This window comes from Bacillus xiamenensis, from assembly GCF_000300535.1.
Taxonomy (GTDB): domain Bacteria; phylum Bacillota; class Bacilli; order Bacillales; family Bacillaceae; genus Bacillus; species Bacillus xiamenensis.
This window is the reverse complement of sequence record NZ_AMSH01000058.1, coordinates 1-21,369: the sequence shown is the minus strand read 5'-3', so window position 1 is coordinate 21,369 and position 21,369 is coordinate 1. Positions and strand designations below refer to the sequence as shown.

27 protein-coding genes and 2 tRNA genes are annotated in these 21,369 nt (G+C 41.5%); 17 read left to right on the top strand and 12 right to left on the bottom strand.

Going from position 1 to position 21,369, the window contains the following annotated elements:
- Positions 1-33: 33 nt before the first annotated feature.
- Together BA1_RS15125 and BA1_RS15120 are read left to right on the top strand one after the other, a co-directional pair.
- Positions 34-124, top strand: a tRNA-Ser gene (locus BA1_RS15125).
- A 7-nt stretch (positions 125-131) separates the two neighbouring features.
- Positions 132-203 (top strand) — tRNA-Glu (locus tag BA1_RS15120).
- 203 nt (positions 204-406) lie between these two features.
- Here the strand turns inward: BA1_RS15120 and BA1_RS15115 are convergent.
- The 3 genes from BA1_RS15115 to BA1_RS15105 all read right to left on the bottom strand — a co-directional run bounded on the left by BA1_RS15115 (position 407) and on the right by BA1_RS15105 (position 2,760).
- Positions 407-883 (bottom strand): TspO/MBR family protein, encoded by a 477-nt coding sequence (locus BA1_RS15115; RefSeq protein ID WP_008360700.1) that lies wholly within the window; start codon positions 881-883, stop codon positions 407-409.
- A gap of 86 nt (positions 884-969) precedes the next feature.
- Complete coding sequence (locus tag BA1_RS15110) at positions 970-1,704, bottom strand: TraR/DksA C4-type zinc finger protein (RefSeq protein ID WP_034739702.1); 735 nt, start codon at positions 1,702-1,704, stop codon at positions 970-972.
- A 117-nt stretch (positions 1,705-1,821) separates the two neighbouring features.
- Positions 1,822-2,760 (bottom strand): 1,4-dihydroxy-2-naphthoate polyprenyltransferase, encoded by a 939-nt coding sequence (locus tag BA1_RS15105; protein WP_008360696.1) that lies wholly within the window; start codon positions 2,758-2,760, stop codon positions 1,822-1,824.
- Positions 2,761-3,142: 382 nt separating this feature from the next.
- Here BA1_RS15105 and BA1_RS15100 point away from each other — a divergent pair, with 382 nt between their 5' ends.
- The 6 genes from BA1_RS15100 (at position 3,143) to menC (ending at position 10,586) form a co-directional block, all read left to right on the top strand.
- Positions 3,143-4,561: an isochorismate synthase gene (locus tag BA1_RS15100; RefSeq protein ID WP_008360695.1), complete on the top strand. Its 1,419-nt coding sequence runs from the start codon at positions 3,143-3,145 to the stop codon at positions 4,559-4,561.
- Positions 4,554-6,296, top strand: coding sequence for a 2-succinyl-5-enolpyruvyl-6-hydroxy-3-cyclohexene-1-carboxylic-acid synthase (gene menD, locus BA1_RS15095; protein WP_008360693.1), 1,743 nt, complete (start codon positions 4,554-4,556; stop codon positions 6,294-6,296). The genes BA1_RS15100 and menD overlap by 8 nt, the downstream gene beginning before the upstream one ends.
- Positions 6,281-7,105, top strand: coding sequence for a 2-succinyl-6-hydroxy-2,4-cyclohexadiene-1-carboxylate synthase (gene menH / locus BA1_RS15090; protein WP_008360691.1), 825 nt, complete (start codon positions 6,281-6,283; stop codon positions 7,103-7,105). The genes menD and menH overlap by 16 nt, the downstream gene beginning before the upstream one ends.
- A gap of 20 nt (positions 7,106-7,125) precedes the next feature.
- Positions 7,126-7,944, top strand: coding sequence for a 1,4-dihydroxy-2-naphthoyl-CoA synthase (menB, locus tag BA1_RS15085; RefSeq protein ID WP_008360690.1), 819 nt, complete (start codon positions 7,126-7,128; stop codon positions 7,942-7,944).
- A gap of 70 nt (positions 7,945-8,014) precedes the next feature.
- A complete protein-coding gene (locus BA1_RS15080; protein ID WP_034739699.1) occupies positions 8,015-9,475 on the top strand; it encodes an o-succinylbenzoate--CoA ligase in 1,461 nt (486 codons plus the stop codon).
- Complete coding sequence (menC, locus tag BA1_RS15075) at positions 9,462-10,586, top strand: o-succinylbenzoate synthase (RefSeq protein ID WP_008360686.1); 1,125 nt, start codon at positions 9,462-9,464, stop codon at positions 10,584-10,586. The genes BA1_RS15080 and menC overlap by 14 nt, the downstream gene beginning before the upstream one ends.
- A gap of 106 nt (positions 10,587-10,692) precedes the next feature.
- On the opposite strand, the gene BA1_RS15070 is transcribed toward menC, so the two are convergent.
- From BA1_RS15070 to BA1_RS15060, 4 genes are all read right to left on the bottom strand, one after another.
- Entirely contained in the window at positions 10,693-10,884 is a 192-nt protein-coding gene (locus tag BA1_RS15070) for a hypothetical protein (RefSeq protein WP_008360684.1), read from the bottom strand.
- Positions 10,885-10,909: 25 nt separating this feature from the next.
- On the bottom strand, positions 10,910-11,068 hold the full coding sequence (locus BA1_RS18840) for a DUF1540 domain-containing protein (RefSeq protein WP_008360682.1): 159 nt from the start codon (positions 11,066-11,068) through the stop codon (positions 10,910-10,912).
- A gap of 68 nt (positions 11,069-11,136) precedes the next feature.
- Positions 11,137-12,183, bottom strand: a complete 1,047-nt coding sequence (locus BA1_RS15065; RefSeq protein ID WP_008360680.1) for a cytochrome d ubiquinol oxidase subunit II — start codon at positions 12,181-12,183, stop codon at positions 11,137-11,139.
- A 22-nt stretch (positions 12,184-12,205) separates the two neighbouring features.
- Entirely contained in the window at positions 12,206-13,537 is a 1,332-nt protein-coding gene (locus BA1_RS15060; RefSeq protein WP_008360678.1) for a cytochrome ubiquinol oxidase subunit I, read from the bottom strand.
- A gap of 176 nt (positions 13,538-13,713) precedes the next feature.
- Here BA1_RS15060 and BA1_RS15055 point away from each other — a divergent pair, with 176 nt between their 5' ends.
- Positions 13,714-13,956, top strand: a complete 243-nt coding sequence (locus tag BA1_RS15055) for a type B 50S ribosomal protein L31 (RefSeq protein WP_008360676.1) — start codon at positions 13,714-13,716, stop codon at positions 13,954-13,956.
- 76 nt (positions 13,957-14,032) lie between these two features.
- Here BA1_RS15055 and BA1_RS15050 read toward each other — a convergent pair whose 3' ends face one another.
- The gene (locus tag BA1_RS15050; protein WP_008360674.1) at positions 14,033-14,989 is read right to left on the bottom strand and encodes a metal ABC transporter substrate-binding protein; all 957 of its coding nucleotides are present in this window, start codon (positions 14,987-14,989) and stop codon (positions 14,033-14,035) included.
- A gap of 213 nt (positions 14,990-15,202) precedes the next feature.
- Here BA1_RS15050 and BA1_RS15045 point away from each other — a divergent pair, with 213 nt between their 5' ends.
- Positions 15,203-15,769, top strand: a complete 567-nt coding sequence (locus BA1_RS15045) for a beta-class carbonic anhydrase (protein ID WP_008360672.1) — start codon at positions 15,203-15,205, stop codon at positions 15,767-15,769.
- A gap of 1 nt (position 15,770) precedes the next feature.
- Here the strand turns inward: BA1_RS15045 and yidD are convergent, their stop codons facing one another.
- Positions 15,771-15,995, bottom strand: coding sequence for a membrane protein insertion efficiency factor YidD (gene yidD / locus BA1_RS15040; RefSeq protein ID WP_003217666.1), 225 nt, complete (start codon positions 15,993-15,995; stop codon positions 15,771-15,773).
- 128 nt (positions 15,996-16,123) lie between these two features.
- Between yidD and BA1_RS15035 the strand changes: the two genes are divergently transcribed.
- Both BA1_RS15035 and BA1_RS15030 read left to right on the top strand, forming a co-directional pair.
- A complete protein-coding gene (locus BA1_RS15035; RefSeq protein WP_008360669.1) occupies positions 16,124-16,597 on the top strand; it encodes an S-ribosylhomocysteine lyase in 474 nt (157 codons plus the stop codon).
- Positions 16,598-16,716: 119 nt separating this feature from the next.
- The gene (locus BA1_RS15030; protein WP_008360667.1) at positions 16,717-17,154 is read left to right on the top strand and encodes a FixH family protein; all 438 of its coding nucleotides are present in this window, start codon (positions 16,717-16,719) and stop codon (positions 17,152-17,154) included.
- 8 nt (positions 17,155-17,162) lie between these two features.
- Here the strand turns inward: BA1_RS15030 and ytzI are convergent, their stop codons facing one another.
- Positions 17,163-17,309, bottom strand: coding sequence for a YtzI protein (gene ytzI, locus BA1_RS15025; protein WP_008360665.1), 147 nt, complete (start codon positions 17,307-17,309; stop codon positions 17,163-17,165).
- Between the two features lie 131 nt (positions 17,310-17,440).
- Between ytzI and BA1_RS15020 the strand changes: the two genes are divergently transcribed.
- From BA1_RS15020 to BA1_RS15005, 4 genes are all read left to right on the top strand, one after another.
- On the top strand, positions 17,441-17,878 hold the full coding sequence (locus tag BA1_RS15020) for a Dps family protein (RefSeq protein WP_008360664.1): 438 nt from the start codon (positions 17,441-17,443) through the stop codon (positions 17,876-17,878).
- A 122-nt stretch (positions 17,879-18,000) separates the two neighbouring features.
- Entirely contained in the window at positions 18,001-18,192 is a 192-nt protein-coding gene (locus BA1_RS15015) for a hypothetical protein (protein WP_008342942.1), read from the top strand.
- Between the two features lie 157 nt (positions 18,193-18,349).
- Positions 18,350-18,754: a phage holin family protein gene (locus BA1_RS15010; RefSeq protein WP_008360661.1), complete on the top strand. Its 405-nt coding sequence runs from the start codon at positions 18,350-18,352 to the stop codon at positions 18,752-18,754.
- A gap of 44 nt (positions 18,755-18,798) precedes the next feature.
- On the top strand, positions 18,799-19,107 hold the full coding sequence (locus BA1_RS15005) for a hypothetical protein (protein ID WP_008360659.1): 309 nt from the start codon (positions 18,799-18,801) through the stop codon (positions 19,105-19,107).
- A 33-nt stretch (positions 19,108-19,140) separates the two neighbouring features.
- Here BA1_RS15005 and BA1_RS15000 read toward each other — a convergent pair whose 3' ends face one another.
- Together BA1_RS15000 and BA1_RS14995 are read right to left on the bottom strand one after the other, a co-directional pair.
- Positions 19,141-19,923 (bottom strand): AIM24 family protein, encoded by a 783-nt coding sequence (locus BA1_RS15000; RefSeq protein WP_008360657.1) that lies wholly within the window; start codon positions 19,921-19,923, stop codon positions 19,141-19,143.
- A 22-nt stretch (positions 19,924-19,945) separates the two neighbouring features.
- Positions 19,946-20,599, bottom strand: a complete 654-nt coding sequence (locus tag BA1_RS14995) for a TerD family protein (protein ID WP_008360654.1) — start codon at positions 20,597-20,599, stop codon at positions 19,946-19,948.
- Between the two features lie 244 nt (positions 20,600-20,843).
- On the opposite strand from BA1_RS14995, the gene ytkD reads away from it, so the two are divergent.
- Positions 20,844-21,320 carry an RNA deprotection pyrophosphohydrolase gene (ytkD, locus tag BA1_RS14990; protein ID WP_008360652.1) on the top strand — a complete coding sequence of 159 codons (477 nt, stop codon included), beginning with the start codon at positions 20,844-20,846 and terminating at the stop codon, positions 21,318-21,320.
- The last annotated feature ends 49 nt before the right edge of the window (positions 21,321-21,369 follow it).

The following is a 21,369-nucleotide window of genomic DNA, read 5'->3' as shown; positions in this document are numbered from 1 at the left end:
TCGTAGGTTCGAATCCTACCTGCGGAGCCAAATGGAGAAGTACTCAAGTGGCTGAAGAGGCGCCCCTGCTAAGGGTGTAGGTCGCGCGAGCGGCGCGAGGGTTCAAATCCCTCCTTCTCCGCCATTTTTATGGCCCGTTGGTCAAGCGGTTAAGACAACGCCCTTTCACGGCGGTAACACGGGTTCGAATCCCGTACGGGTCATTTTTAAAAGAGATCTTGTGATAGATCTCTTTTTTATTTTAGCCCTTTGTCTTCTTGACAGCGTGAACTGAAAACCTTTGCAGTCTAGGAAGGACAAGTACCGGCGCGGAGCGAATGTAACATTCGTGAGCACCGGCACGCAGGACTGACAAAGAATGCGAGGGTTTGTCTACACGCTGAAAGACCGCTCTAGCGGTCTTTTTCTACATATTCATGGAGTAGATCGTATAAGACAAGTATGTCGCAAAGAATCCCCATAAAACATAAGGAATCAATAAAATTGGAACGATTTTGCTTAGTTTTCGTGAAACGATCACCAGTGCAAGTGCTGTCAGTGCAACAAGCAGGCAGTCAATTGTAGCGGCAAACAAATCCTTTTGAGTAAATTGAAAAAAACTAAAGGCCTGATTGAAAACGTAATTTAAAAGAAAGAGTATCCAGAAGGGGAAAGTGATTTTCTGAAATCCATACTTTCCATATATCATTGCAGCAGATAATGAAATGAGGGCGAATAAGACAGCCCAAACTGCTCCTATCACACCACCACTAGGTGTCCATTCAGGTTTATTTAATGCATCATACCATTCTCTGTCAATGGGGAACAGGAACCCTGCAATAGAAAATAATGCGTATGTAATAAAGAAGACGATAACCGCCCAAATGATACTTTTTTTTGCCATCAAGAATCTCCTCCCAATCCATTCATTCTTCAATTTATTTCCCAATTATTACATGATATAAACATATAGCCCCCAATATGAGGGGACTAATGCTTTTTTTCGGTATAAGGATCTTCTTCGTACGGCTTCAAGTCACCAAACACCGTCATGACGCCTTCTTCATCTAATGCTTCTTCATAGGCTTCATGTGCTTTATTCGGGTATACCTTGCTTGCTTTGCCTTCAATATCAGCAGATGCGAATCCTTCATAGGTTTCCACATCATCTTCATCTTCTGATTGTGTATACACATCATCGTATGTCAGTGGTGGAAATTCCATATCGGACGGAGTATCAGAGTTGCCATAGCGTTCTAGATCCTGATAGGCATCCTCTCCATCGTAGGCGGCACTTTGTTCATTTTCGAATTGCCCTGATGGCGGATTTAATAAATCCTCCTCAATCGGACGGTTTTGTGAAACAGTTTGTTCTTTTGAATGTTCTGTGCATGTGACGGCTGAAGGAAGGGCTTCTAAACGTTCTTTAGGAATAGGAGCGCCACATACCTTACATAGACCATAAGAGCCGTCATCCATTGCTTGAAGTGCTTCGTTGATATCTGACAGATGTTCATGTTCCAAACTGTTTAAGGCAATGTCTTTTCCTCTCTCAAATAGTTCTGTCCCTTGATCACCTGGGTGGTTATCATAGGCTGACAGTTCACCGACTGTATCATAAGGAAATGATACGTTCTGTTCATCGTCATGGCTTTTGGCTTCAATTTCTTGTTTATCCTCAAGAAGGCGCTGCTTCAAATGTTGTAATTCGTCTTTTGACAACAAAGCGATCATCCTTTCATATCAAACATATTGTTAGTATGAGCAATTTTGTATGTAAGACTTGTTCCAATTTGAAGCAATTTCTCATTAAAAAACGCCTGCGGCTGCAGGCGTTTGATGTTATGCGAGATAGTATTGTAAGATCAATGCGATCGTTAACAAGAAACCAAAAAATGTATTGGTTTGTGCTGTCGACTTCATGGCATTCATTAATTCAATCGGTTTTTCTTTTTGCTTAAATTCTTTAATGGCTGTATAAGCTTTTGGCACACTGAGTAAAACAAGAAGACTCCAAAGGCCAACGATATCTGTGAAGATATAAACAAAAATGAGTACATATGATATCAAAAACATGGAAAGAAGAATGTTGACTGCAGCTTTACGTCCAGCCAGGATAGCAAGTGTTTTTCGTCCATTTTCCTTATCACCGTCTAAATCGCGGATATTGTTCGACAGCAAGATGGCACCAACTAAAATGGAGATTGGTAATGAAATGAGCACAGCTTTTGATGTCAGTGTTCCTGTTTGGATATAGAAACTAATTAAAATGATGCCTAACCCCATAAAAGCACCTGACACAAGTTCTCCAAATGGTGTATAAGCAATTGGTACAGGGCCGCCGGTATAAAAATAACCTGCTGCCATACAAATCAGTCCTATGAGTGCAATCCACCAGCTAGACATCATGCAAATATACACCCCAAGTAATAAAGAAAGCGCGAATAATGCATAAGCGAGGCCTAAGACTGTTTTTGGCTTTACACCGTTTCTAACAATTGCTCCGCCGATGCCGACAGATTCCTCATTGTCTAATCCGCGAACATAATCAAAGTACTCATTAAACATGTTCGTTGCAATTTGGATAAACATCGATGCAAATAGCATCGCTAAAAATAGCCCAACATGTATTTGACCACTAGGAAGTGCGAGAACAGTTCCTAACGTAACGGGAATAAATGCCGCTGTTAATGTATGCGGTCGTAGTAAATTCCACCAAATACGCCAGTTCTTATCAGGCTTCATTGGTGAAAGCTGATCTGATATCGATTGATGCTGCATAAAATATACTCCTTTAAATAAGAAAATACGTACACGTCCAAATTCCAGTTTAGCAAAGTTCAAAAAGGTGTCAATATATTGATGCGATGAAACCTGAAAAAGATGTTTGCTAATCGTTCCCATATAGAGAGAAAGCTTGAACTTAGAACAGGTATTACCATTTTTCGTTAGATGTTCTCGTTTCAATGAGCGGGAGCGAAAAAAACTTGAAAGCGTGATATAATAAGGATTCGAGGTTTTAAAAGCTGTTTTCTTTACTAAGTTCATCTGTTAAGGTTTATAATAGAAAAGCAGGTCATTCGACATACTCGAATGTTCATGTATTTTTTACATGATGGTTTTATTTTTATATGTTATTTCATGGATTTTGGAGGAATGTATCATGGTGACAACAGTGCAACGTACTTTCCGGCAGGAAGCGCTTGCGACATTAGAAGAAGCGAATAACGTCAACCATGCTGTTTTGATAAGCTACTCCAGAAGAGTTGACGATCTGGATCCTCTTGCCTTTTTCCAAAGCGGTGAAGCGGATTTTTTAGGTGAGCGGTTTTTTTGGTCTGATCCAGAAAGCCAAATGATATTTTCTGGACTGGGCAGAGCGGCCGTCATTAAATCATCAGAGCAAGGCAAAGAACGATTCGATATCGTTCATCAAGAATGGGAACAATTGAAGCAGCACATGTTCCATTTTCATGATGAGAAGGAGTTAAAGCAAGCGGCAGTTGGCCCGCTTTTATTTGGAGGGTTTTCATTTGATCCATATGAAGAGAAGGCGCGTCACTGGGAAGCATTTGGCGAGGCTCATTTTTTTGTGCCTTCGATGATGCTGACTGTTTCCAAAGAAGGTACGTTTCTAACGATCAATGAATGGAACGAGGTGGACGGGAATGTTCATCAGCTCATTCAAGAGTTAGAACAGAAAGCTTCTAATTTTGATGCATTGCCTGTACGACATGATGGACAAGCAGAGCTTGTTCACATGGAAGAGCTGGATGTCAAGGAATGGATGAAAGCGATCCATGAAGCGACAGCACACATTCGTGCGAACGAATATGAAAAGGTTGTTTTAGCAAGAGAAGTCTTGCTTCACTATAAAAATCAAATTGAACTTGCACCATTATTAGCAGAATTGCTAAAACATCAAACCACGAGTTATGTATTTGCTATAGAGCAGGGAAGACAAGCGTTTGTCGGGGCGACACCTGAACGTTTAGTGAAAAAAAGCGGTGGAGAAGTCTTTTCATCTTGTTTAGCTGGTTCCATTGTGCGTGGTCAAGATGAAATCGAAGATCAAGCATTGGGTGAAGAACTGCTTCATGATGAGAAGAATTTGATTGAACATCAAATTGTCGTCAATATGATTGAGCAAGCATTTGAAGCAAACTGCCATCATGTGCATAAGCCTCATCAACCAAGTCTTTATAAAACCAAAAACATTCAGCATTTATTTACACCAATTGTAGGAGAAATCAAAAGTAGCTGTTCTCTCTTCTCATTAATTGAGCAGCTCCATCCAACGCCAGCACTTGGAGGATATCCAAAGGAAAAAGCGGTTGAGGTCATCCGGGAAATTGAACCTTTGAAACGTGGATGGTATGCCGCACCGGTTGGTTGGATCGATTCTCAGGATAATGGAGAGTTTGCTGTAGCCATTCGGTCAGGCCTGATTGAGGAAGATCATGTGCGTTTGTTTGCTGGCTGCGGAATTGTAGAGGATTCCCTTGCAACACAGGAATATGAGGAAACGCAAGTGAAATTAAGACCGATGCTGTCTGCTCTTGGAGGCCGTCCGAATGAATAATCAAATCATGACAACATATATTGGTAGATTGATGGATGAATTTGTACAAGGTGGTGTGAAGGAGGCAGTTGTCTGTCCTGGTTCCCGTTCAACCCCGCTTGCCATGTTGGCTCTTGCCCATCAAGAGATCAATGTCCATGTGTTAGTAGACGAACGGTCTGCTGCTTTTTATGCACTGGGTCTTGCAAAAGCGAGTCAAACACCAGTGCTGCTCATTTGTACATCAGGTACGGCAGGTGCTAACTTTTACCCAGCCGTTGTAGAGGCTCATTATTCCAGGGTACCACTGATTGTCTTAACTGCTGATCGGCCGCACGAATTGAGGGAAGTCGGGGCACCTCAAGCGATTGATCAGCAATTCTTATTCGGTAAGTTTGTTAAATGGTTCACAGACTTAGCCTTACCAGAAGAAGGTCAAATGATGCTTCGGTATGTACAGACTGCTGCCGCTAGAGCGGCTCACATCTCAATGCAGGAGCCAAAGGGACCAGTTCAGATCAATGTACCGCTGAGAGAACCATTGCTGCCTGATCTGTCCATCGATCCTTTTGATAGAGAAGAAGGAGCTGTGAAAAAAGTATTGGCAGCAGGTCAGGCTCTACCAAATGATCATGTCATGTCAGAATTAGTGTCCATTATGAATAAATCAACAAGAGGTCTGATTGTGGCCGGTGAACTTCATTCGCAGGAAGAGAAAGAGTCAGTGTTACGTCTTGCAAGAGCCATGCATTTGCCGATTTTAGCTGACCCGCTCTCTCTTTTGCGAAATGGACATGAAAGTGAAGAGTACATCATAGATGCATATGACTCTTTGCTGAAGGATGAAGCATTACAGCAGCATTTATTGCCTGATATGGTCATACGTTTTGGACCGATGCCTGTGTCTAAGCCGTTATTTAAGTGGCTGGAAAAGCATGTGGAAGTGAAGCAAATTGTCGTCGATGCTGCAGGAGGTTTTCGAGATCCTGGATTAAGCGCGTCATACGTGATTGAAAGTCATGTGTCTGCTTTTGTAAATGAAGTGTTGAATAGGGCAAATCAACAAGAGAATACAAATTACTTACATCGCTGGCAGAGTGTCAATTCTTCTTTTAGACTGCATGCAAATCAATATTCTGATGAGGACCTTACATTTGAGGGAAATGTGTATCGTCAGCTGCAGCACCTCTTGCCAAAAGAGAGTGTGCTCTTTATTGGAAATAGTATGCCAATTCGAGATGTAGATACATTTTTTGAAACGCAGTCAAAACCGTTTCGAATGATGGCCAATCGCGGAGCAAATGGCATTGATGGGGTTGTGTCAACAGCTCTTGGAACATATGCGGCCTTGAAACAACCAATTACTTTAGTGATCGGAGATTTGTCTTTTTACCATGATATGAACGGTCTTCTTGCTGCTAAGCTGATGGAGATTCCGCTCACGGTTGTTTTGTTAAACAATGATGGGGGAGGAATCTTTTCTTTCCTTCCACAGGCTTCTGATGAACCGTATTATGAAAAACTCTTCGGTACGCCGACAGGGCTGAATTTTGAGTATGCATCGAAGTTATATGGGGGAACCTATTCGAAGCCGGCAACAAAACAAGAATTACATGAAGTGTACTCGGCGCATATACATGAGCCTGGGCTTCATTTAATTGAGATTGAAACAGACCGGCATTCTCGTGTAGACAAACATCGTCAAATGATGAGCGAGATATTGATGGAAGTGAAAAAAGAATGCCTTCACTCATAATACGAATGCATGATGGTGTGGCGTATGAGGTAATAGACCATCATCCATCTGCTGAAAATGCCACGTTATGTTTACACGGCTTTACAGGGAGTGCAGCTTCCTGGTCGTTTTTAAATACTTATACAGAAAAACATACAAGATTGATTCAGGTCAGCTTGCTTGGACATGGCCGCACGGACTCTCCAAAGAGTATAAGAAGATATGCGATGTCACAGCAGCTGACAGATCTTGCTGAGATATTAGATCAATTAAAGCTTCACAAAGTGAACATTCTCGGATATTCTATGGGAGGGCGTATTGCTTTATCGTTTGCCTCCCGTTATCCAGAACGTGTCAACAAATTGATTCTTGAGAGTACATCTCCAGGGCTTCGCTCTTTCAAGGAGCGGATGGTAAGGCTTCATCATGATCACCAGCTTGCTCAAAAGATCAGACATGAAGGGTTAGCGCAGTTTGTGGATTTTTGGGAGAACATTCCGCTGTTTGCTTCGCAGAAATCCTTACCCGCTGACAGGCTGGCTCAGCTGAGAGAGGGAAGGTTAAAAGCCAATCCCTATGGACTGGCTCGCAGCTTAGAAGGCATAGGAACAGGTTCACAGCCGTCTATGTGGGCGTCATTAAACGAGATTAAATTGCCTGTTTTGCTCATTTGCGGAACGCTTGATGAAAAGTTCTGCAATATCGCCAAACGTATGCAGCAGGAGCTTGAAGACAGTCATTTGACATTGGCGGAGCATGCCGGGCATACAGTTCATGTGGAACAACCACATTTTTTTGGTAAAATAGTAAGTGAGTTTATTTTAGCGTAAGATTAGAGGAGGAAATATTGATGGCTATTGAATGGCAAACTGAGCGTCAGTATGACGAAATTTTATATGAAACGTACAATGGGATTGCAAAAATCTCCATTAATCGTCCACATGTACATAACGCGTTTACGCCAAAGACTGTGAGTGAATTGATTGATGCATTTTCACGTGCTCGTGACAATTCAAATGTTGGTGTGATTGTACTTGCAGGTGCTGGAGGGAAAGCATTCTGTTCTGGTGGAGACCAGAAAGTACGCGGTCATGGCGGCTATGTAGGAGACGATCAAATTCCGCGTCTAAATGTACTAGATTTACAGCGTTTAATTCGGGTTATTCCAAAACCAGTTATTGCGATGGTTGCGGGTTACGCGATTGGCGGCGGACATGTACTTCATGTCGTGTGTGACCTGACAATTGCAGCAGATAATGCGATTTTCGGACAAACAGGACCAAAAGTAGGCAGCTTTGATGCCGGTTATGGTTCAGGCTATCTTGCACGTATTGTTGGTCATAAGAAAGCGAGAGAAATTTGGTACTTATGCCGTCAATACAATGCACAGGAAGCGCTTGATATGGGGCTTGTCAATACAGTTGTACCATTAGAGCAGCTTGAAGAAGAAACAGTGAAGTGGTGTGAGGAAATGCTAGAGAAGAGCCCGACTGCTTTACGATTCTTGAAGGCTGCATTTAATGCAGACACTGATGGATTAGCTGGAATTCAGCAATTTGCAGGAGACGCGACTCTTCTTTATTACACAACAGATGAAGCAAAAGAAGGACGCGATTCCTTTAAGGAAAAACGGAAGCCGGACTTCGGTCAGTTCCCGCGTTTCCCTTGATTCAATGATATGGACGAAAACAGCTTAGTGCATCAGACTGAGCTGTTTTCTTTTATGAAAAGGAGGTGTCATGATGAAGCAACCAAATTGGCTGCTGCACCGTGCCTATTTAACGCCAGATCGGGTCGCGCTCATATATCAAGACCAAGAATGGACATTTCGTGATTTAGCTTTCGAAGTGAACAGGCTTGCGAATAGATTGTCACGTGCCTCCCTTAAAAAAGGGGAGACGGTCGCAATATTGATGAACAATCATCCTGACATGGTGATGCTTGTTCACGCTTGTTTTTTATTAGGAGTAAAGATCGTGTTATTGAACAATAAGCTGACAAAAGCTGAGAGGCTCTATCAGCTTGAAGATGCAAAAGCCAAGGCTTTATTAACAGAACCTTTTTATGCAAAGGATCATGACGGTGATTTACCTGTGTATACAATGGAGACTTTACCTGTAGCAGGTCAAGATGATGAAAAGAAAATAGAGAATGACGTTGATTTGAATGAGACCGCGACCATTATGTATACATCTGGAACGACAGGGCGGCCAAAAGGGGTGGAGCAAACGTTTGGCAATCATTTTCATAGTGCTGTTTCATCTGCACTGAATTTAGGCATCAGAGAGGAAGATCGATGGCTCATTGCGCTACCCCTTTTTCATATAAGCGGTTTATCTGCTTTATTTAAATCTGTCATATACGGTATGGCAGTTGTGCTGCACCAGAAGTTTGATGTGGATGAAGTAAAGGATTCTATTGAACGCCATCATGTGACGATGATTTCAGTTGTTCAAACGATGCTGTCTCGTTTATTAAGTAGGCTTGAAGAATGTCCGTCTTCTTTACGCTGCCTGTTATTAGGCGGAGGCCCTGCGCCTTATACGCTGCTTCAAGAAAGTAAAGAGAAGGGATTTCCTGTGTTTCAATCGTACGGTATGACAGAAACGTGTTCACAAATTGTGACACTTGCGCCCGAATTTAGTATGGAGAAGCTTGGATCAGCGGGGAAACCACTTTTTGGGTGTGAACTGAAGATTCAAGATGGTGAACGTATTTGCCGTCCTTTTGAGCATGGCGAAATCATGGTGAAAGGTGCAAATGTTATGAAAGGATACCTTCATCGTCAAGAAGCAACTGCTGCTGCCTTTGAACAAGGCTGGCTGAAAACGGGTGATATTGGATATGTGGATGAGGAAGGGTTCTTATTTGTACTTGACCGGCGTTCAGATTTAATTATTTCTGGTGGAGAGAATATTTATCCAGCGGAAATTGAAGCGGTTCTTTTAACACATCCGCATGTAAAGGAAGCCGGAGTGACGGGGATGTATCATGAAAGATGGGGAGAGGTACCTGCCGCCTTTCTTGTGGCAGACCGTCAGATATCGGAGAGTGAGCTCTATGCTTTATGCGAGTCGCAATTAGCCAAGTATAAATGGCCAGCCGCTTTTCACTTTGTGGATGAGCTTCCAAGGAATGCGTCGAATAAATTGCAGAGGCACAGACTCAAATCAAAGGGGTTTTTAGATGATTCAAATTGAACGTGTGATCTTATATCATGTCACGATGAAACTCAAGCAGCCATTTACAACAAGTCTTGGAACCATTTCAGAGCGTGAGTTTATTATTGTTGAGGTCAAAGACCAAACAGGATTAACTGGATGGGGAGAGGTGTCTGCCTTTTCTTCCCCATGGTATACAGAAGAAACCATTGAGACCTGCTATCACATGCTGAGAGCTTTCTTTATCCCTAACGTGCTGACCCGATCTTTTACACATCCTTCAGAAATACCCGACAGCTTGTACCACTTTAAAGGCAATAGAATGGCCAAAGCAGGGATTGAAGCGGCTGTGTGGGATATTTATGCGAAGCGTGAAAATAAGTCCTTACGTGACGTATTAGGCGGCACAAAAGACAGAATCCCATCTGGCGTTGTGGCGGGTTTAGGGCCTGTTGACGAAATGATTCAGCAAATCCAGCAATATGTAGATCAAGGTTATCAGCGTGTGAAGGTGAAGATTAAGCCGGGACAAGATATTGGACTGCTTCAAAAGATAAGGGAGTCTTTCCCTGACCTTCCGTTAATGGCAGATGCAAACTCTGCCTATGAATTAAAGGACATTAGCAAACTGAAGCAGCTCGATGACATTCGTTTATTAATGATTGAACAGCCTTTAGCTGCAGATGATATTGTCGATCATCGTCATTTGCAAAAGCATTTAAAAACACCGATTTGTTTGGATGAAAGTATTTGTTCTTTAGACGATGCTCGAAAAGCTGTAGAACTTGGCAGCTGTCAGATGATCAATGTGAAGCCTTCCCGAGTTGGAGGGCTGACTGAAGCCCTTAAAATTCATGCGTTTTGCAAGGAGCATCAGATTCCGTTATGGTGCGGGGGGATGATTGAAACAGGTATTTCCCGCGCACAGAATGTGGCACTTGCATCACTGCCGCAATTTACGATTCCGGGGGATATTTCAGCATCGTCAAAATACTGGGAGCAGGATATCATTTTTCCTGAAATCAAAGTTGAAAATGGGTTTATTGAGGTGCCTCGTTCTAAAGGGATGGGGGTAGAAGTTGATTATCAAGCGCTTCGTTCGTTCTCAGATAAAATTGACGTGTTTACAAAACATGATTTTGTGAAATGAAAACGAAAAAATGGCCTTTTGCACAACCAATAGAACATATGTATAGTTGAGAAAAGTTTTTCCTTCCTGTCTGAATCAAAAAGAAAGAGCGGTCATCCGCTCTTTCTTACTCTTCTACCAGCTCGCTGTCGTAAGCAAGTTGTCCAATATACTGATGCATTTCATTGGGCATGCCGGTTACATGTCCATATTCATAATCCCAAAGATTTAAAAAGGAGTGAGCGGCTTGATAAAATGCGGCTTCGTCCGCGTCCTGAATTTCGTCAAAAAACGTTTGAGCAAGCCGATCGTTTTTCAAAGTGAAGCGCCTCCTTTAATGAGACTTAAAGATCTTGCGGTTTAAATGTTTTACAATCAGTTTCTTCACTTTTTTCAGCCGTATTTCCTGTATGGCTGACGACATAGATTGCATCTGCACCGCAGCGGTTTCCAGCATTCCAGTAAGAACAGTTGTTTACTTCACAAAGGATTTTTTGACTCATACAGATGACCTCCTTTTGAGTGTGTCTTTCATTTATAATGTAACCGAAATGAACGTCGCCCATTCATGTCAATCTTCCTGGCGAATATAGCGCTTATCCTTCATAAACAATTTCCAGAAGTAATAGAACCCAGGAAACAAGATGATAAAGCCTACAATATACGTAATGAATAATGCCCTAAATGTAACAGGGTCTGTAAACCCTGACATGATGGTGATATCTGGATAGGCCATATAGGGCAGATGGGCATGTCCATACACATAGCTTGCTAAGAAATATTGGATCGTAATGGCAATGACGGCTAAACGTGGCTTCCCTTTCCGATGCTTAAATCGGCTGTTTGGTAAAAAGAGAGCCAATCCTGCAAGTAAAAACATGAGCAGAGAAACAAGGAGAATGGGGATGTTCTGCATCATTTTCGTGAATAACCAATTGGCTTCACTTCGCAGTGTGAGCATGATAAAGAAGGCCATCATGAGAGAAAGAGGTCCTGTCATGAGCGCTCCCCTTCTATAAATGTGATAAGCCTCATCTTCACCTGCAACATTAGAAAAATCAGCTAGCAGCAAAGATGAGAGGAAAAGGGTGCTGAAAATTGCAAAACCTACAAATGAATAGACGTTTGCACTTGTAAAGACCAATCCTAAATCTAACGAGTAGACGTGATTCTCCTGAAAAATAAATCCACCATGGGTAATGGGGAGAACCATAATGAGAATGGACGGAATAATAAAGCCGCTAATTCCTGAAATATATGTAACGGCTTTTCTATATTTTTTAGGCAGTGAATGCGAAAAGACGAGAAATCCGCTGCGCAGTGCAAGAAGCAATAAAATAATGCTGCCTGGTATTAATAGAACAGTACCAAGTACAAATGTTGCACCTGGAAACAGGCTAAACAATGCAACGACGATGGCCACAATGAAGACGTTTGTCACTTCCCAAGTGGGAGAGAGATACTTGTTTGCGATATTAGCGGCCTTAGTTTGCTCTTTATTCATATATATCATCGACCAAAACCCTGCTCCGAAATCCATTGATGCCATCACTGCATAGATAAACACGAATCCCCATAAGATGGTGATTGCTATGAGTGCATCAGTTGTTATATCCATCTGCATCAAAATCGCTCCCTTTTTAAGATTCTGTTAACCGTAGGTCTTCTTCAATTGAATGTTTTCTAAAGTAGTACGTCAGCACAATCACTGTTGCGATGCCTAAAATGAGATAGACAATGGCAAACAGGATGAAAAGTGTGCCGATAGAGCCTGATGACGTGACGACCTCGGAGGTTTTGAGCATTCGATAAATGACCCATGGCTGACGGCCTGTACATGCAAAGATCCAGCCGAATTCAATGGCCAAGAGACTAAGAGGCCCGCCGAATAAGTAAAGAAAAAGCAACCACTTCGGATAATGTTCACGTTTTAATATTTTGCGGTAGAGCAGGGCCAACACAGCAAATAGAATGAGCACTGATCCAATTATAACCATCCCGTTAAATAACGTGTGAATAAATAAGGGCGGCCACTCGTCTCTAGGGAAATCATTTAAGCCTTTTACGACAGTATCAAAGCTATTTCCAGCTAGAAAACTAAGGGCCCAAGGAATTTCGATCGCCCCTTTTATTTCCTGCGTATTTGGGTCTGTAAAACCGCCAATTGCAAGAGGCGCGTGTGACTGCGTTTCAAATAAGCCTTCTGCACCCGCTAATTTTTCAGGCTGATATTCATACAGTAGCTGAGCTGATTCGTGACCATTTAAGGCTGTAAGAAAAGAGAAAAGTCCACCTACAATCAGTCCAAGAAAAAGGGCTTTTCGATGAAAGGTATAGAGCTTCTCATTTTTCCTTGTTTTCAGCATTTTGAAAGCAGCTACAGAGGCAATCACAAAAGCGCCTGTTGTAAAAGCAGACAGCACGACATGAGTAGCGGTCACAACGAAACTTGGGTTGAAAAAGGCCTTCCAAGGCTCGATATTCGTGATTTCTCCGTTGACCATCTGAAAGCCGGCAGGTGTTCCTTCAAAAGCATGTACGTTTGTAATCAGAATCGCTGAAGCTGCTGCGCCAATCACAACAAAAATAACGGTAATGATGCGCATAGCTGGGGATAGGCGATCCGCTGCGTACACATAAATAGACATAAATAATGCTTCAATAAAGAAAGCATAAATTTCTATTTGAAACGGCAGTGACATGACTTTTCCGATGACCTCCATAAAACCAGGCCATAGAAGAGCGAGCTGAGTACCTGCAATCGTGCCAGTTGGAATGGCGACGCCTAACAAAACAGCCTGTGCTTTCGTCCAGCGCTTGGCCATGATGGCATAATGTGGGTCCTTCGTTTTTTGAAAGATGAGTTCAGCTAACAAAATCATTAGCGGGATGCCGACGCCAAGCGAGGCGTAAATAATGTGAAAGCCCATTGTTGTACCGAACAGGCTTCTAGCTAAAACGAGATCAGTCAATTTTTTCTCCGCCTTTCTTATCGCTTCTCTTTTTCATGCTGTTTATTATTCGCCACCATTTTTAGATTATTCTTCCTGACTAAGAAAGCTTGTTTTTTGACAAGTTGTCAAAGAGGGAGTAGAATATAATTATAAAACGTAATGATTACGTTTTGATAATGAAGGGAGTTTTGACATTGAAAAAAGGTATTCACCCAACCTCACATGAAGTTGTATTTATGGACGTAAACAGCGGTTATCGCTTCTTGAGTAGATCAACTAAGACATCTAATGAGACAATAGAGTGGGAGGATGGAAAAACATATCCTGTCATTAAGGTAGAAACAAGCTCGGACACGCATCCTTTTTATACAGGGCGCCAGAAATTCGGGGAAAAAGGCGGCAGAGCCGAGCTGTTTAAGAAAAAATACCAAATGTAAAAAAGAAGCACACCCTATCAAGGTGTGTTTTTTTACGAAGAAAAAAACCCCGGCTGACCGCACGGGGTTTAACGCATTAATCATTTAAGGCTGTTTTTAAGGTGTTTAAATTTTGTTTCATTAAGCTGACGTAGCTTTCGCCATTTTTAGCATCCTCTTCTGTAATGGATTCTAGATTTTTAAGTGTCAGGCTTTTAGCGCCAATTTCACTGCGAATCGTATCTGATACTTTACTGCTGACGTTATTTTCAAAAATGACATACTTGATGTGATGCTTTTCCGCCTGTTTTACAATATTTTCGAGCTGTTTTTGTGATGGCTCTTCAGAAGCGGATAGTCCAAGGACACTGATTTGCTCAATGCCATAGCGCTTTTCCCAGTAACCGTAAGCTGCGTGAGAAACAAGAATTTCTTTATGTTGTGCTTTAGATAACGTTGTTTTAAATTCCTGATCTAATGATTGTAATTCTTTTTTTAGAGATTCGTAGTTTTTTGTATATTCGTCTTTATGATCTGGATCTAATGAGACGAGTGTGTCTTTAATGTTCTTCGCCATTTGCTGTGCATAAACAGGGTCTAGCCATGCATGTGGATCTTTATCTCCGTGCTCGTGTCCATCATGATCTTCATCTTCTTCATGTGCATGTTCTTCTTTTGTTGATAATAGTTTGATGCCTTGAGCAGCTTTAACCGTTTTCACACCTTGGTCTTTTAACGTAGCAGCTGTTTTGTCAGCGAATGCTTCTGCTCCAGTACCGCTGTAAATAAAGGCATCTCCTTCCGCCATTTCAACCATTGTTTTTGAACTTGGTTCAAAGCTGTGTGCATCAGCATTGGCAGGGTACACACTTTGAGCGTTAACGTGAGAGCCGCCAATTTTTTCAGTGAAATCTTGAATTGGAAAGATCGTGGTGTAAATGGTTAATTTCCTGTCCGCCTTTCCTTTTGAAGCATTTGTCCCCGCACTGCTTGAGCAAGCGGCAAGGCCGATCGTTAATAAAGCCGTTATTAAAATAAAAAAGATTTTTTTCATCTAAAAAATGTCTCCTCTCAACCTATTAGATAGAAATGATTACGATTTAATGTCCTGAGTTATTGTATCGTAATAATTACGATTTGAAAAGAGGAAAATAAAAATTTTTCGTCAAGCAGATGTTTCCTCTAAAAAATAGGTTTCAAAACGTGACGGAATTTAAAACATTGTGCTATATTTATTTTTAAAAAAGAAAAAGGAATGGACAAACTTATGAAACTTTTAGACGAAATCATTGAATATAATCAACAGTTTATTGAAGAAAAGCGATACGAAGAGTTTACAACAACGAAGTATCCACAGAAAAAAGCCGTTATTTTATCTTGTATGGATACAAGACTTGTTGAACTGCTTCCGCGTGCAATGAACATGAAAAATGGAGATATTAAGATTGTCAAAAGCGCTGGCGCTCTTGTTTCTCATCCATTTGGAAGTATTATGCGAAGCATTTTAGTGGCTGTTTATGAATTAAATGCTGATGAGGTGTACGTCATCGGGCATCATGATTGCGGTATGAGCAAAATAGATAGCCGAACACTTCTAAATAAAGCCGTTGAGCGTGGTATTCCAGAAAAACGAATTGAAGTACTGGAATACTCAGGAATCGATTTTACACAGTGGCTTAAAAGCTTTAGTTCAGTTGAAGAAAGTGTGAGAGACAGTGTGTCTGTTGTTAAAAATCACCCGCTTCTTCCATCTGATGTGCCTGTACACGGCCTTGTAATTGATCCAGGGACAGGTAAGCTTGACTTAGTTGTCAATGGCTATGAAGAAAAATAATTTATTTCTCCTTTTTAGGCGGGACCGGGTCGATGCCGCCAGGATGCAGCGGATGACATTTTAATATCCGTTTGATTGTGAGCCAGCCGCCCTTTAAAGCGCCATGCGTTTTGATTGCCTCTAGCCCATAGTTTGAGCAGGTGGGATAAAATCGGCAGCTAGGCGGTGTAAGCGGGGAAATACATTTTTGATAAAAGCGGATGATGCCGATAAAAATCTGTTTCATAGAGGTTCCTCCTTGTCTGTCTTTCACAGTATAAGAAAAAAGGACAAGGAAGGAAAGTTTTATAAACTAAACAGGTCGGATCAATATGCTATAATATAGGAAATTGCAATTATAGGAGTGGTGATTTTATGCCTTCAGTTGAAAGCTTTGAACTTGACCATAATGCTGTAAAAGCGCCTTACGTTCGTCATTGCGGCGTTCATAAAGTGGGATCAGATGGTGAAGTGAATAAATTTGATATTCGTTTTTGTCAGCCGAACAAGCAGGCGATGAAACCTGATACAATTCATACATTAGAGCATTTACTTGCGTTTAATATTAGAACACACTCAGAGAAATACGATCATTTTGATATCATTGATATTTCTCCTATGGGCTGCCAGACTGGTTACTATTTAGTCGTCAGTGGTGCACCAACACCAAAAGAGATTGTTGAACTGCTTGATGCAACATTCAAGGATGCAGTTGAGGTAACAGAAATCCCTGCTGCAAATGAAAAACAATGCGGTCAAGCGAAGCTACATGATCTTGAAGGAGCAAAACGTCTCATGCGTTTCTGGCTGTCTCAGGATCAAGAAGACCTATTAAAAGTATTTGGTTAATGGATGGATGAACCGGACATATCGAATGTCCGGTTTTTTATATGAAATCAATCATGAGATGTCAAAATAGGGGATATTTGTTAAAATGGACATGTCGATAAAAGAAGGGGGACATTCGGATGCGAAAGATGATGGGGATCATTCTAATGCTCGCGTTACTTAGTGCGTGTGGAAACTCCGCAGCGAGCAATGACAAAGGGGAAGTGCCTGAGCTATTAGAAGTTAAGCTCACAGGGCCAGAGCAAGTGGAGAAAAATGAAAGCGTTATAGTAAAAGCAGCTGTCACATATGGTGATACGCCTGTTGATGATGCAGATGATGTGCAATTTGAAGTGTGGAAAGATGGTGACAAGGATAACAGCAAGATGATTCAGCCAAAGAAAGAGGAGAAAGGTGTATATGAATTGCATACAGCTTTCAAAAAAGATGGCCTTTATATCATACAAGTCCATGTGACAGCTAAACAGCAGCATAATATGCCGAAGACAAATATCCAAGTAGGTGATGTGAAAAAAGAGAGTTCATCTACTGAAGAAGAAGATAGTTCACATCATTGAAAGCGGTTTTATTTTGGGTTAGAACGTTGATTTGGTTCAGCATCCTGTGGTGAATCGACTTTATGCTTGTAATCATACGCCTTTGATGTCGTCCACAGTGATAAAAAGACAACGATTGAGATAATGATAAAGCTGATAATCCCAAGTAACAGCATCTAGCTCCCTCCTTATTTCCATATTAACATATATATCATGCGGTCAAAATAGAAGAAAATGATGGCAGGTTTCAGTATAATAAAAAAAGGGTATTCCCATACTAAATGCAACTACATAAGGAGGAATCAACATGTCTGAAAAATTATTAAACGTCGTCAATAAACAAGTAGCGGATTGGACTGTGCTTTATGTGAAATTACATAATTATCACTGGTATGTAAAGGGAAAAGACTTCTTTACACTTCATGAAAAATTCGAGGAATTATATACAGAAACAGCCACATATATTGATGATTTGGCTGAGCGTATGCTTGCATTAAATGGACAACCTGTTGCGACAATGAAAGAGTGCTTAGAAATCTCAAGCATTCAAGAAGCGGAAGGAAATGAAACAGCCGAGCAAATGGTGAAAAATCTATATGAGGATTTCTCAAATATTGCAGAAGAGTTAAAGCAAGGAATGGAGCTGGCTGCAGAGGTTGGCGATGAAACAACAGGTGATATGCTGCTTGCCATTCATCAATCCATTGAAAAACACAACTGGATGCTAAAAGCATATTTAGGATAAGAGGGATGGAAGGAATGTTGATCATGAATAGATCGGCATTCTTTTTTAGTGGAATTGTGACAGACAGCCCATTGAAATCATAGGGCTTTAAGCCGAAGAGAAAAGAGAAGGGAGGGGAAAAGATGTCCTCAATTGCAGGAATGATGAGTCAGCAAGTGGCGAGTATTCAAAAAACACTTAATATCAGTTTATTGAATTCACAGCTTGCCACGAACACAGCCCAAGCCATGGTGATGCTGGATCAAGTGCAGCAGCAGCCTCAAGCTGTTCAGCCCAAAGATTCAGATGCTACGTTTATTGATGTCAGAGTTTAACCAAGAAAGCCGCCGTCACAGGCGGCCCTTTTTATGAGCTTTACGAGTTTTTTGAGCAGCTGACTATGCCTTTATTTTTTGTCGTCCAAGCTATTCATCAGATGCGGCATATACTATTGAGGTAAGAAGTTCCACTATGAAAGGATGTTGATGCCAAGTGAGCAAGGATTTAGGCATCTTTTCGTTGTTTACAGTCTGTTTGTCGGCAATGGGCTTTCTGTTTGGTGGAGCAGGGTATTTACTAATGATATTAGTGACACTGATGGCCATTGAATTCATTTGTTCAAGCCTAAGAGAATCTTTGACTGGACAGCTCACACTGAAACGGTTGTTTACAAGGCTTGTTCGAAAGGTTGTGACGATCTCTTTAATCACTATGGCACATTTCTTCGATGTCATGCTGAAGACTGGCGGGACGATGAAGGATTTAGCGATCATCTTTTATATCATTTATGAATCTTACCAAATTGTCTCGACCGCTAAAGCTCTCGGAATTCCCATTCCGCAGTTGTTTATTGATGTGTTAGACATGATGAAAAATAAATTGCGTAAAAAGTCGTAATTTCTCGGTATCTGGTCATACTAAAGGAAAAAAGGATGAATCAGATGGCAAGACACACATACTATGTATCCGTTCAAGACGGGTCGATCTCACAGCATAGAGATACGGCTGCTTGGCAATTTCAAATAGAAGCAGATGATGATCAAATTTTGCAGCTAAGAGAGTATTTCGATGAACAGTATATGTCCGATTGGAAAGGCTTCTTTCGGGCGCATGTCCCATTTCTTGAATATCATTATGATAGCCCAAATGACGAAATGGACAGGAAAAGAAAAGAGATTTACACCATAATTTATGATCTTGGAAACGAAGAGACAAAGAACTTCATTGAGACAAATGGATTAATGAATTGAAAAAAGCATGTAGAGATTTTTTTCTACATGCTTTTATTTTCGAGGATGTAAGATGCCTCCGATTAAATCACTGATTCCGCCTCTATTTTCCTGCTGTGAATTGGTGAATTCGTGTGAGGTGCTCTGGTTCTGAGGTTTGTAGCGGTTATCGTCTAAACCGATCCGCATTCCGGATGTGCGCTCAAATGGCTGGATAATGACAATTTGGTCCTGCTCTTGGAATTCAAATAAGTACGATTCGCCAGATGTTTGTCCAATCAAGGTTTTCCAGTTTACATCGAATTTGATCTTCGGTGCTTTGCCCGTCCAAGCGACAAGGGCGTCAGGATCTACACGGCAAGGTGCTTTTAAAATCAGCGGGTTTCCATTCGTTTTAATGGCAACCTGCGCTCCGTGACCTTGATAGGAGAGCTTTGAAGTAAATAACCCCTTCTGTGATAAAATACCAACGCCTACTGGTGTCACGCCATAGTGACATTCTTCAGTAAAGGCTAGTAAATCTTCACTTTCTACGCTCACATGCTGCCAAGGACCGCTTGGCTCAAGATTGATCACGGTCACATGCTCGCTTGAATCAGCCAAATAACACGTACCTTGTCCACTCACTTCCATCATCTCAAGGTTTTCACCTGTCAATTTTCTGCTGATATGGTTAAATACTTGACTGACCACATTTCCTTTATTTGTTCCAAGTAATCGTTTACGGTATTGAAATGTGCCTTGATCGGCAATCATAGTGCCTTTTTTGGCAAAAAAGATTCCGCTGCCTTCTGCTTGTAAGGTGAGTTCTTCTATTGTGTTGAAATGAAATCCCATTGGTGCCAGCTCCTTTCCTTCGTCAAGGTGTGAATCCGTAGATGCGGCATAAGTCGTTTAAATCCAGGGTTGTACCTTGTCCGGTAGCGGTGATTTTCCATTCGTTTTGATCTCTCGTTAGTTCAGCGCAAATGATAGATGTACAATACGAATAATCCTCTGTTAACTGAAAGGTACAAATCTCTTGCTGGGTGATCTGATCAGAAAGGCGTACGTAGGCATTGGTGACCTGTCCGAAATGATGTGCCCGCTCGTGGGCATCATGTATGGTGGCGGTTACGACGATTTTATGAATATCGGGTGAGACTCTGCTTAGCTGCATAATGATGATCTCATGATCTCGTTGGCCTCCGCCGACCTGATGATCACCTAGATGGCGAACAGCTCCGTCTATGCTTTGCTGTTGCTGATAATAGATCAGGTGCTTTGGAGACAAAAGCTTGTCTTCCTCATTTAAGAGAAATACTTGCGTATCTAAATCAATTGGCTGACCAGATAAATCCCAGCCAAGTCCGATATGAATTTGGTCTACACTTGGATGGTCTTTCGTTAAATCAAGATTTTGTCCTTTCATGAGGTGGGCCTTCACTGCCTCATGAGCAGCATCTTCGTTCTCATGTTGCCTAATCGAGAGTGCGTTGTTTTGTTCTTGTTCTGATCCATTTGTGTTGCTCATGTTGGTTTCCTCCTCGCCGGTATCGCACAAACACTTATTGATTTACGTCATCATGGATAAAAGGTTTCATGATTAAAATGGAATGAGGATGGAGATGATAAAAAGGTTTTAGCAAGAATACTTATTACATACAGACGAGATGGAAGCACTCGTTTGTTTCACTTTTCATAAAAATTCTTCAGAGAAATGTGATCTGTGGTATGATGTTTTACAAGAAGCAAGGACAGGATATGAGGGATTTCACATGCATGTATTTAAAGACTATTATCATAATACGGTCAAGCTCTCTTTTGAAAAGCAGCCTTTTTCGAGTCATCCTAAGCATGTTTGGGCCATTTGCCGCTATCAGGGAAAATGGCTGCTCACTGAACATGAGGATCGCGGCTATGAGTTTCCAGGAGGGAAAGTTGAGCCAAATGAAGAAGCAGACCAAGCCGCTATACGGGAGATTCAGGAAGAGACGGGTGCTGTTGTTCGTGAATTAACGTATATTGGTCAATATCAGGTGCTTGGCAGAGAGAAGGTCATTGTCAAAAATATTTATTTCGCTGATATTGAAAAGCTCGTCAAGCAGGACACGTATTTTGAAACGAAAGGGCCGGTTCTTTTCGCAGACCTGCCAAGATCCATCGCAAGAAATAAAAATTTCAGTTTTATTATGAAAGATGATGTCTTAAGGAAAAGTCTTGCTTATTTAGAAAAGAACGGTTTGATTCGTTAAAAAAAGCGCAGGGAAATAGGGACTGACCCCATCAGATGAGACAAATAAA

Bases quoted from the DNA above. Each gene is read 5' to 3' on its own strand.
- BA1_RS15030 (WP_008360667.1), top strand. From the start codon at position 16,717: ATGCGAAAGATGATGGGGATCATTCTAATGCTCGCGTTACTTAGTGCG.
- BA1_RS18840 (WP_008360682.1), bottom strand. From the start codon at position 11,068: ATGAGTCAAAAAATCCTTTGTGAAGTAAACAACTGTTCTTACTGGAAT.
- menH (WP_008360691.1), top strand. From the start codon at position 6,281: ATGCCTTCACTCATAATACGAATGCATGATGGTGTGGCGTATGAGGTA.
- BA1_RS15065 (WP_008360680.1), bottom strand. From the start codon at position 12,183: ATGGATATAACAACTGATGCACTCATAGCAATCACCATCTTATGGGGA.
- BA1_RS15045 (WP_008360672.1), top strand. From the start codon at position 15,203: ATGAAACTTTTAGACGAAATCATTGAATATAATCAACAGTTTATTGAA.
- menC (WP_008360686.1), top strand. From the start codon at position 9,462: ATGATTCAAATTGAACGTGTGATCTTATATCATGTCACGATGAAACTC.
- yidD (WP_003217666.1), bottom strand. From the start codon at position 15,995: ATGAAACAGATTTTTATCGGCATCATCCGCTTTTATCAAAAATGTATT.
- BA1_RS15015 (WP_008342942.1), top strand. From the start codon at position 18,001: ATGTCCTCAATTGCAGGAATGATGAGTCAGCAAGTGGCGAGTATTCAA.
- menB (WP_008360690.1), top strand. From the start codon at position 7,126: ATGGCTATTGAATGGCAAACTGAGCGTCAGTATGACGAAATTTTATAT.
- menD (WP_008360693.1), top strand. From the start codon at position 4,554: ATGAATAATCAAATCATGACAACATATATTGGTAGATTGATGGATGAA.
- BA1_RS15080 (WP_034739699.1), top strand. From the start codon at position 8,015: ATGATGAAGCAACCAAATTGGCTGCTGCACCGTGCCTATTTAACGCCA.
- BA1_RS15100 (WP_008360695.1), top strand. From the start codon at position 3,143: ATGGTGACAACAGTGCAACGTACTTTCCGGCAGGAAGCGCTTGCGACA.
- ytzI (WP_008360665.1), bottom strand. From the start codon at position 17,309: ATGCTGTTACTTGGGATTATCAGCTTTATCATTATCTCAATCGTTGTC.
- BA1_RS15115 (WP_008360700.1), bottom strand. From the start codon at position 883: ATGGCAAAAAAAAGTATCATTTGGGCGGTTATCGTCTTCTTTATTACA.
- BA1_RS15035 (WP_008360669.1), top strand. From the start codon at position 16,124: ATGCCTTCAGTTGAAAGCTTTGAACTTGACCATAATGCTGTAAAAGCG.
- BA1_RS14995 (WP_008360654.1), bottom strand. From the start codon at position 20,599: ATGAGCAACACAAATGGATCAGAACAAGAACAAAACAACGCACTCTCG.
- BA1_RS15000 (WP_008360657.1), bottom strand. From the start codon at position 19,923: ATGGGATTTCATTTCAACACAATAGAAGAACTCACCTTACAAGCAGAA.
- BA1_RS15005 (WP_008360659.1), top strand. From the start codon at position 18,799: ATGGCAAGACACACATACTATGTATCCGTTCAAGACGGGTCGATCTCA.
- BA1_RS15050 (WP_008360674.1), bottom strand. From the start codon at position 14,989: ATGAAAAAAATCTTTTTTATTTTAATAACGGCTTTATTAACGATCGGC.
- ytkD (WP_008360652.1), top strand. From the start codon at position 20,844: ATGCATGTATTTAAAGACTATTATCATAATACGGTCAAGCTCTCTTTT.
- BA1_RS15020 (WP_008360664.1), top strand. From the start codon at position 17,441: ATGTCTGAAAAATTATTAAACGTCGTCAATAAACAAGTAGCGGATTGG.
- BA1_RS15105 (WP_008360696.1), bottom strand. From the start codon at position 2,760: ATGCAGCATCAATCGATATCAGATCAGCTTTCACCAATGAAGCCTGAT.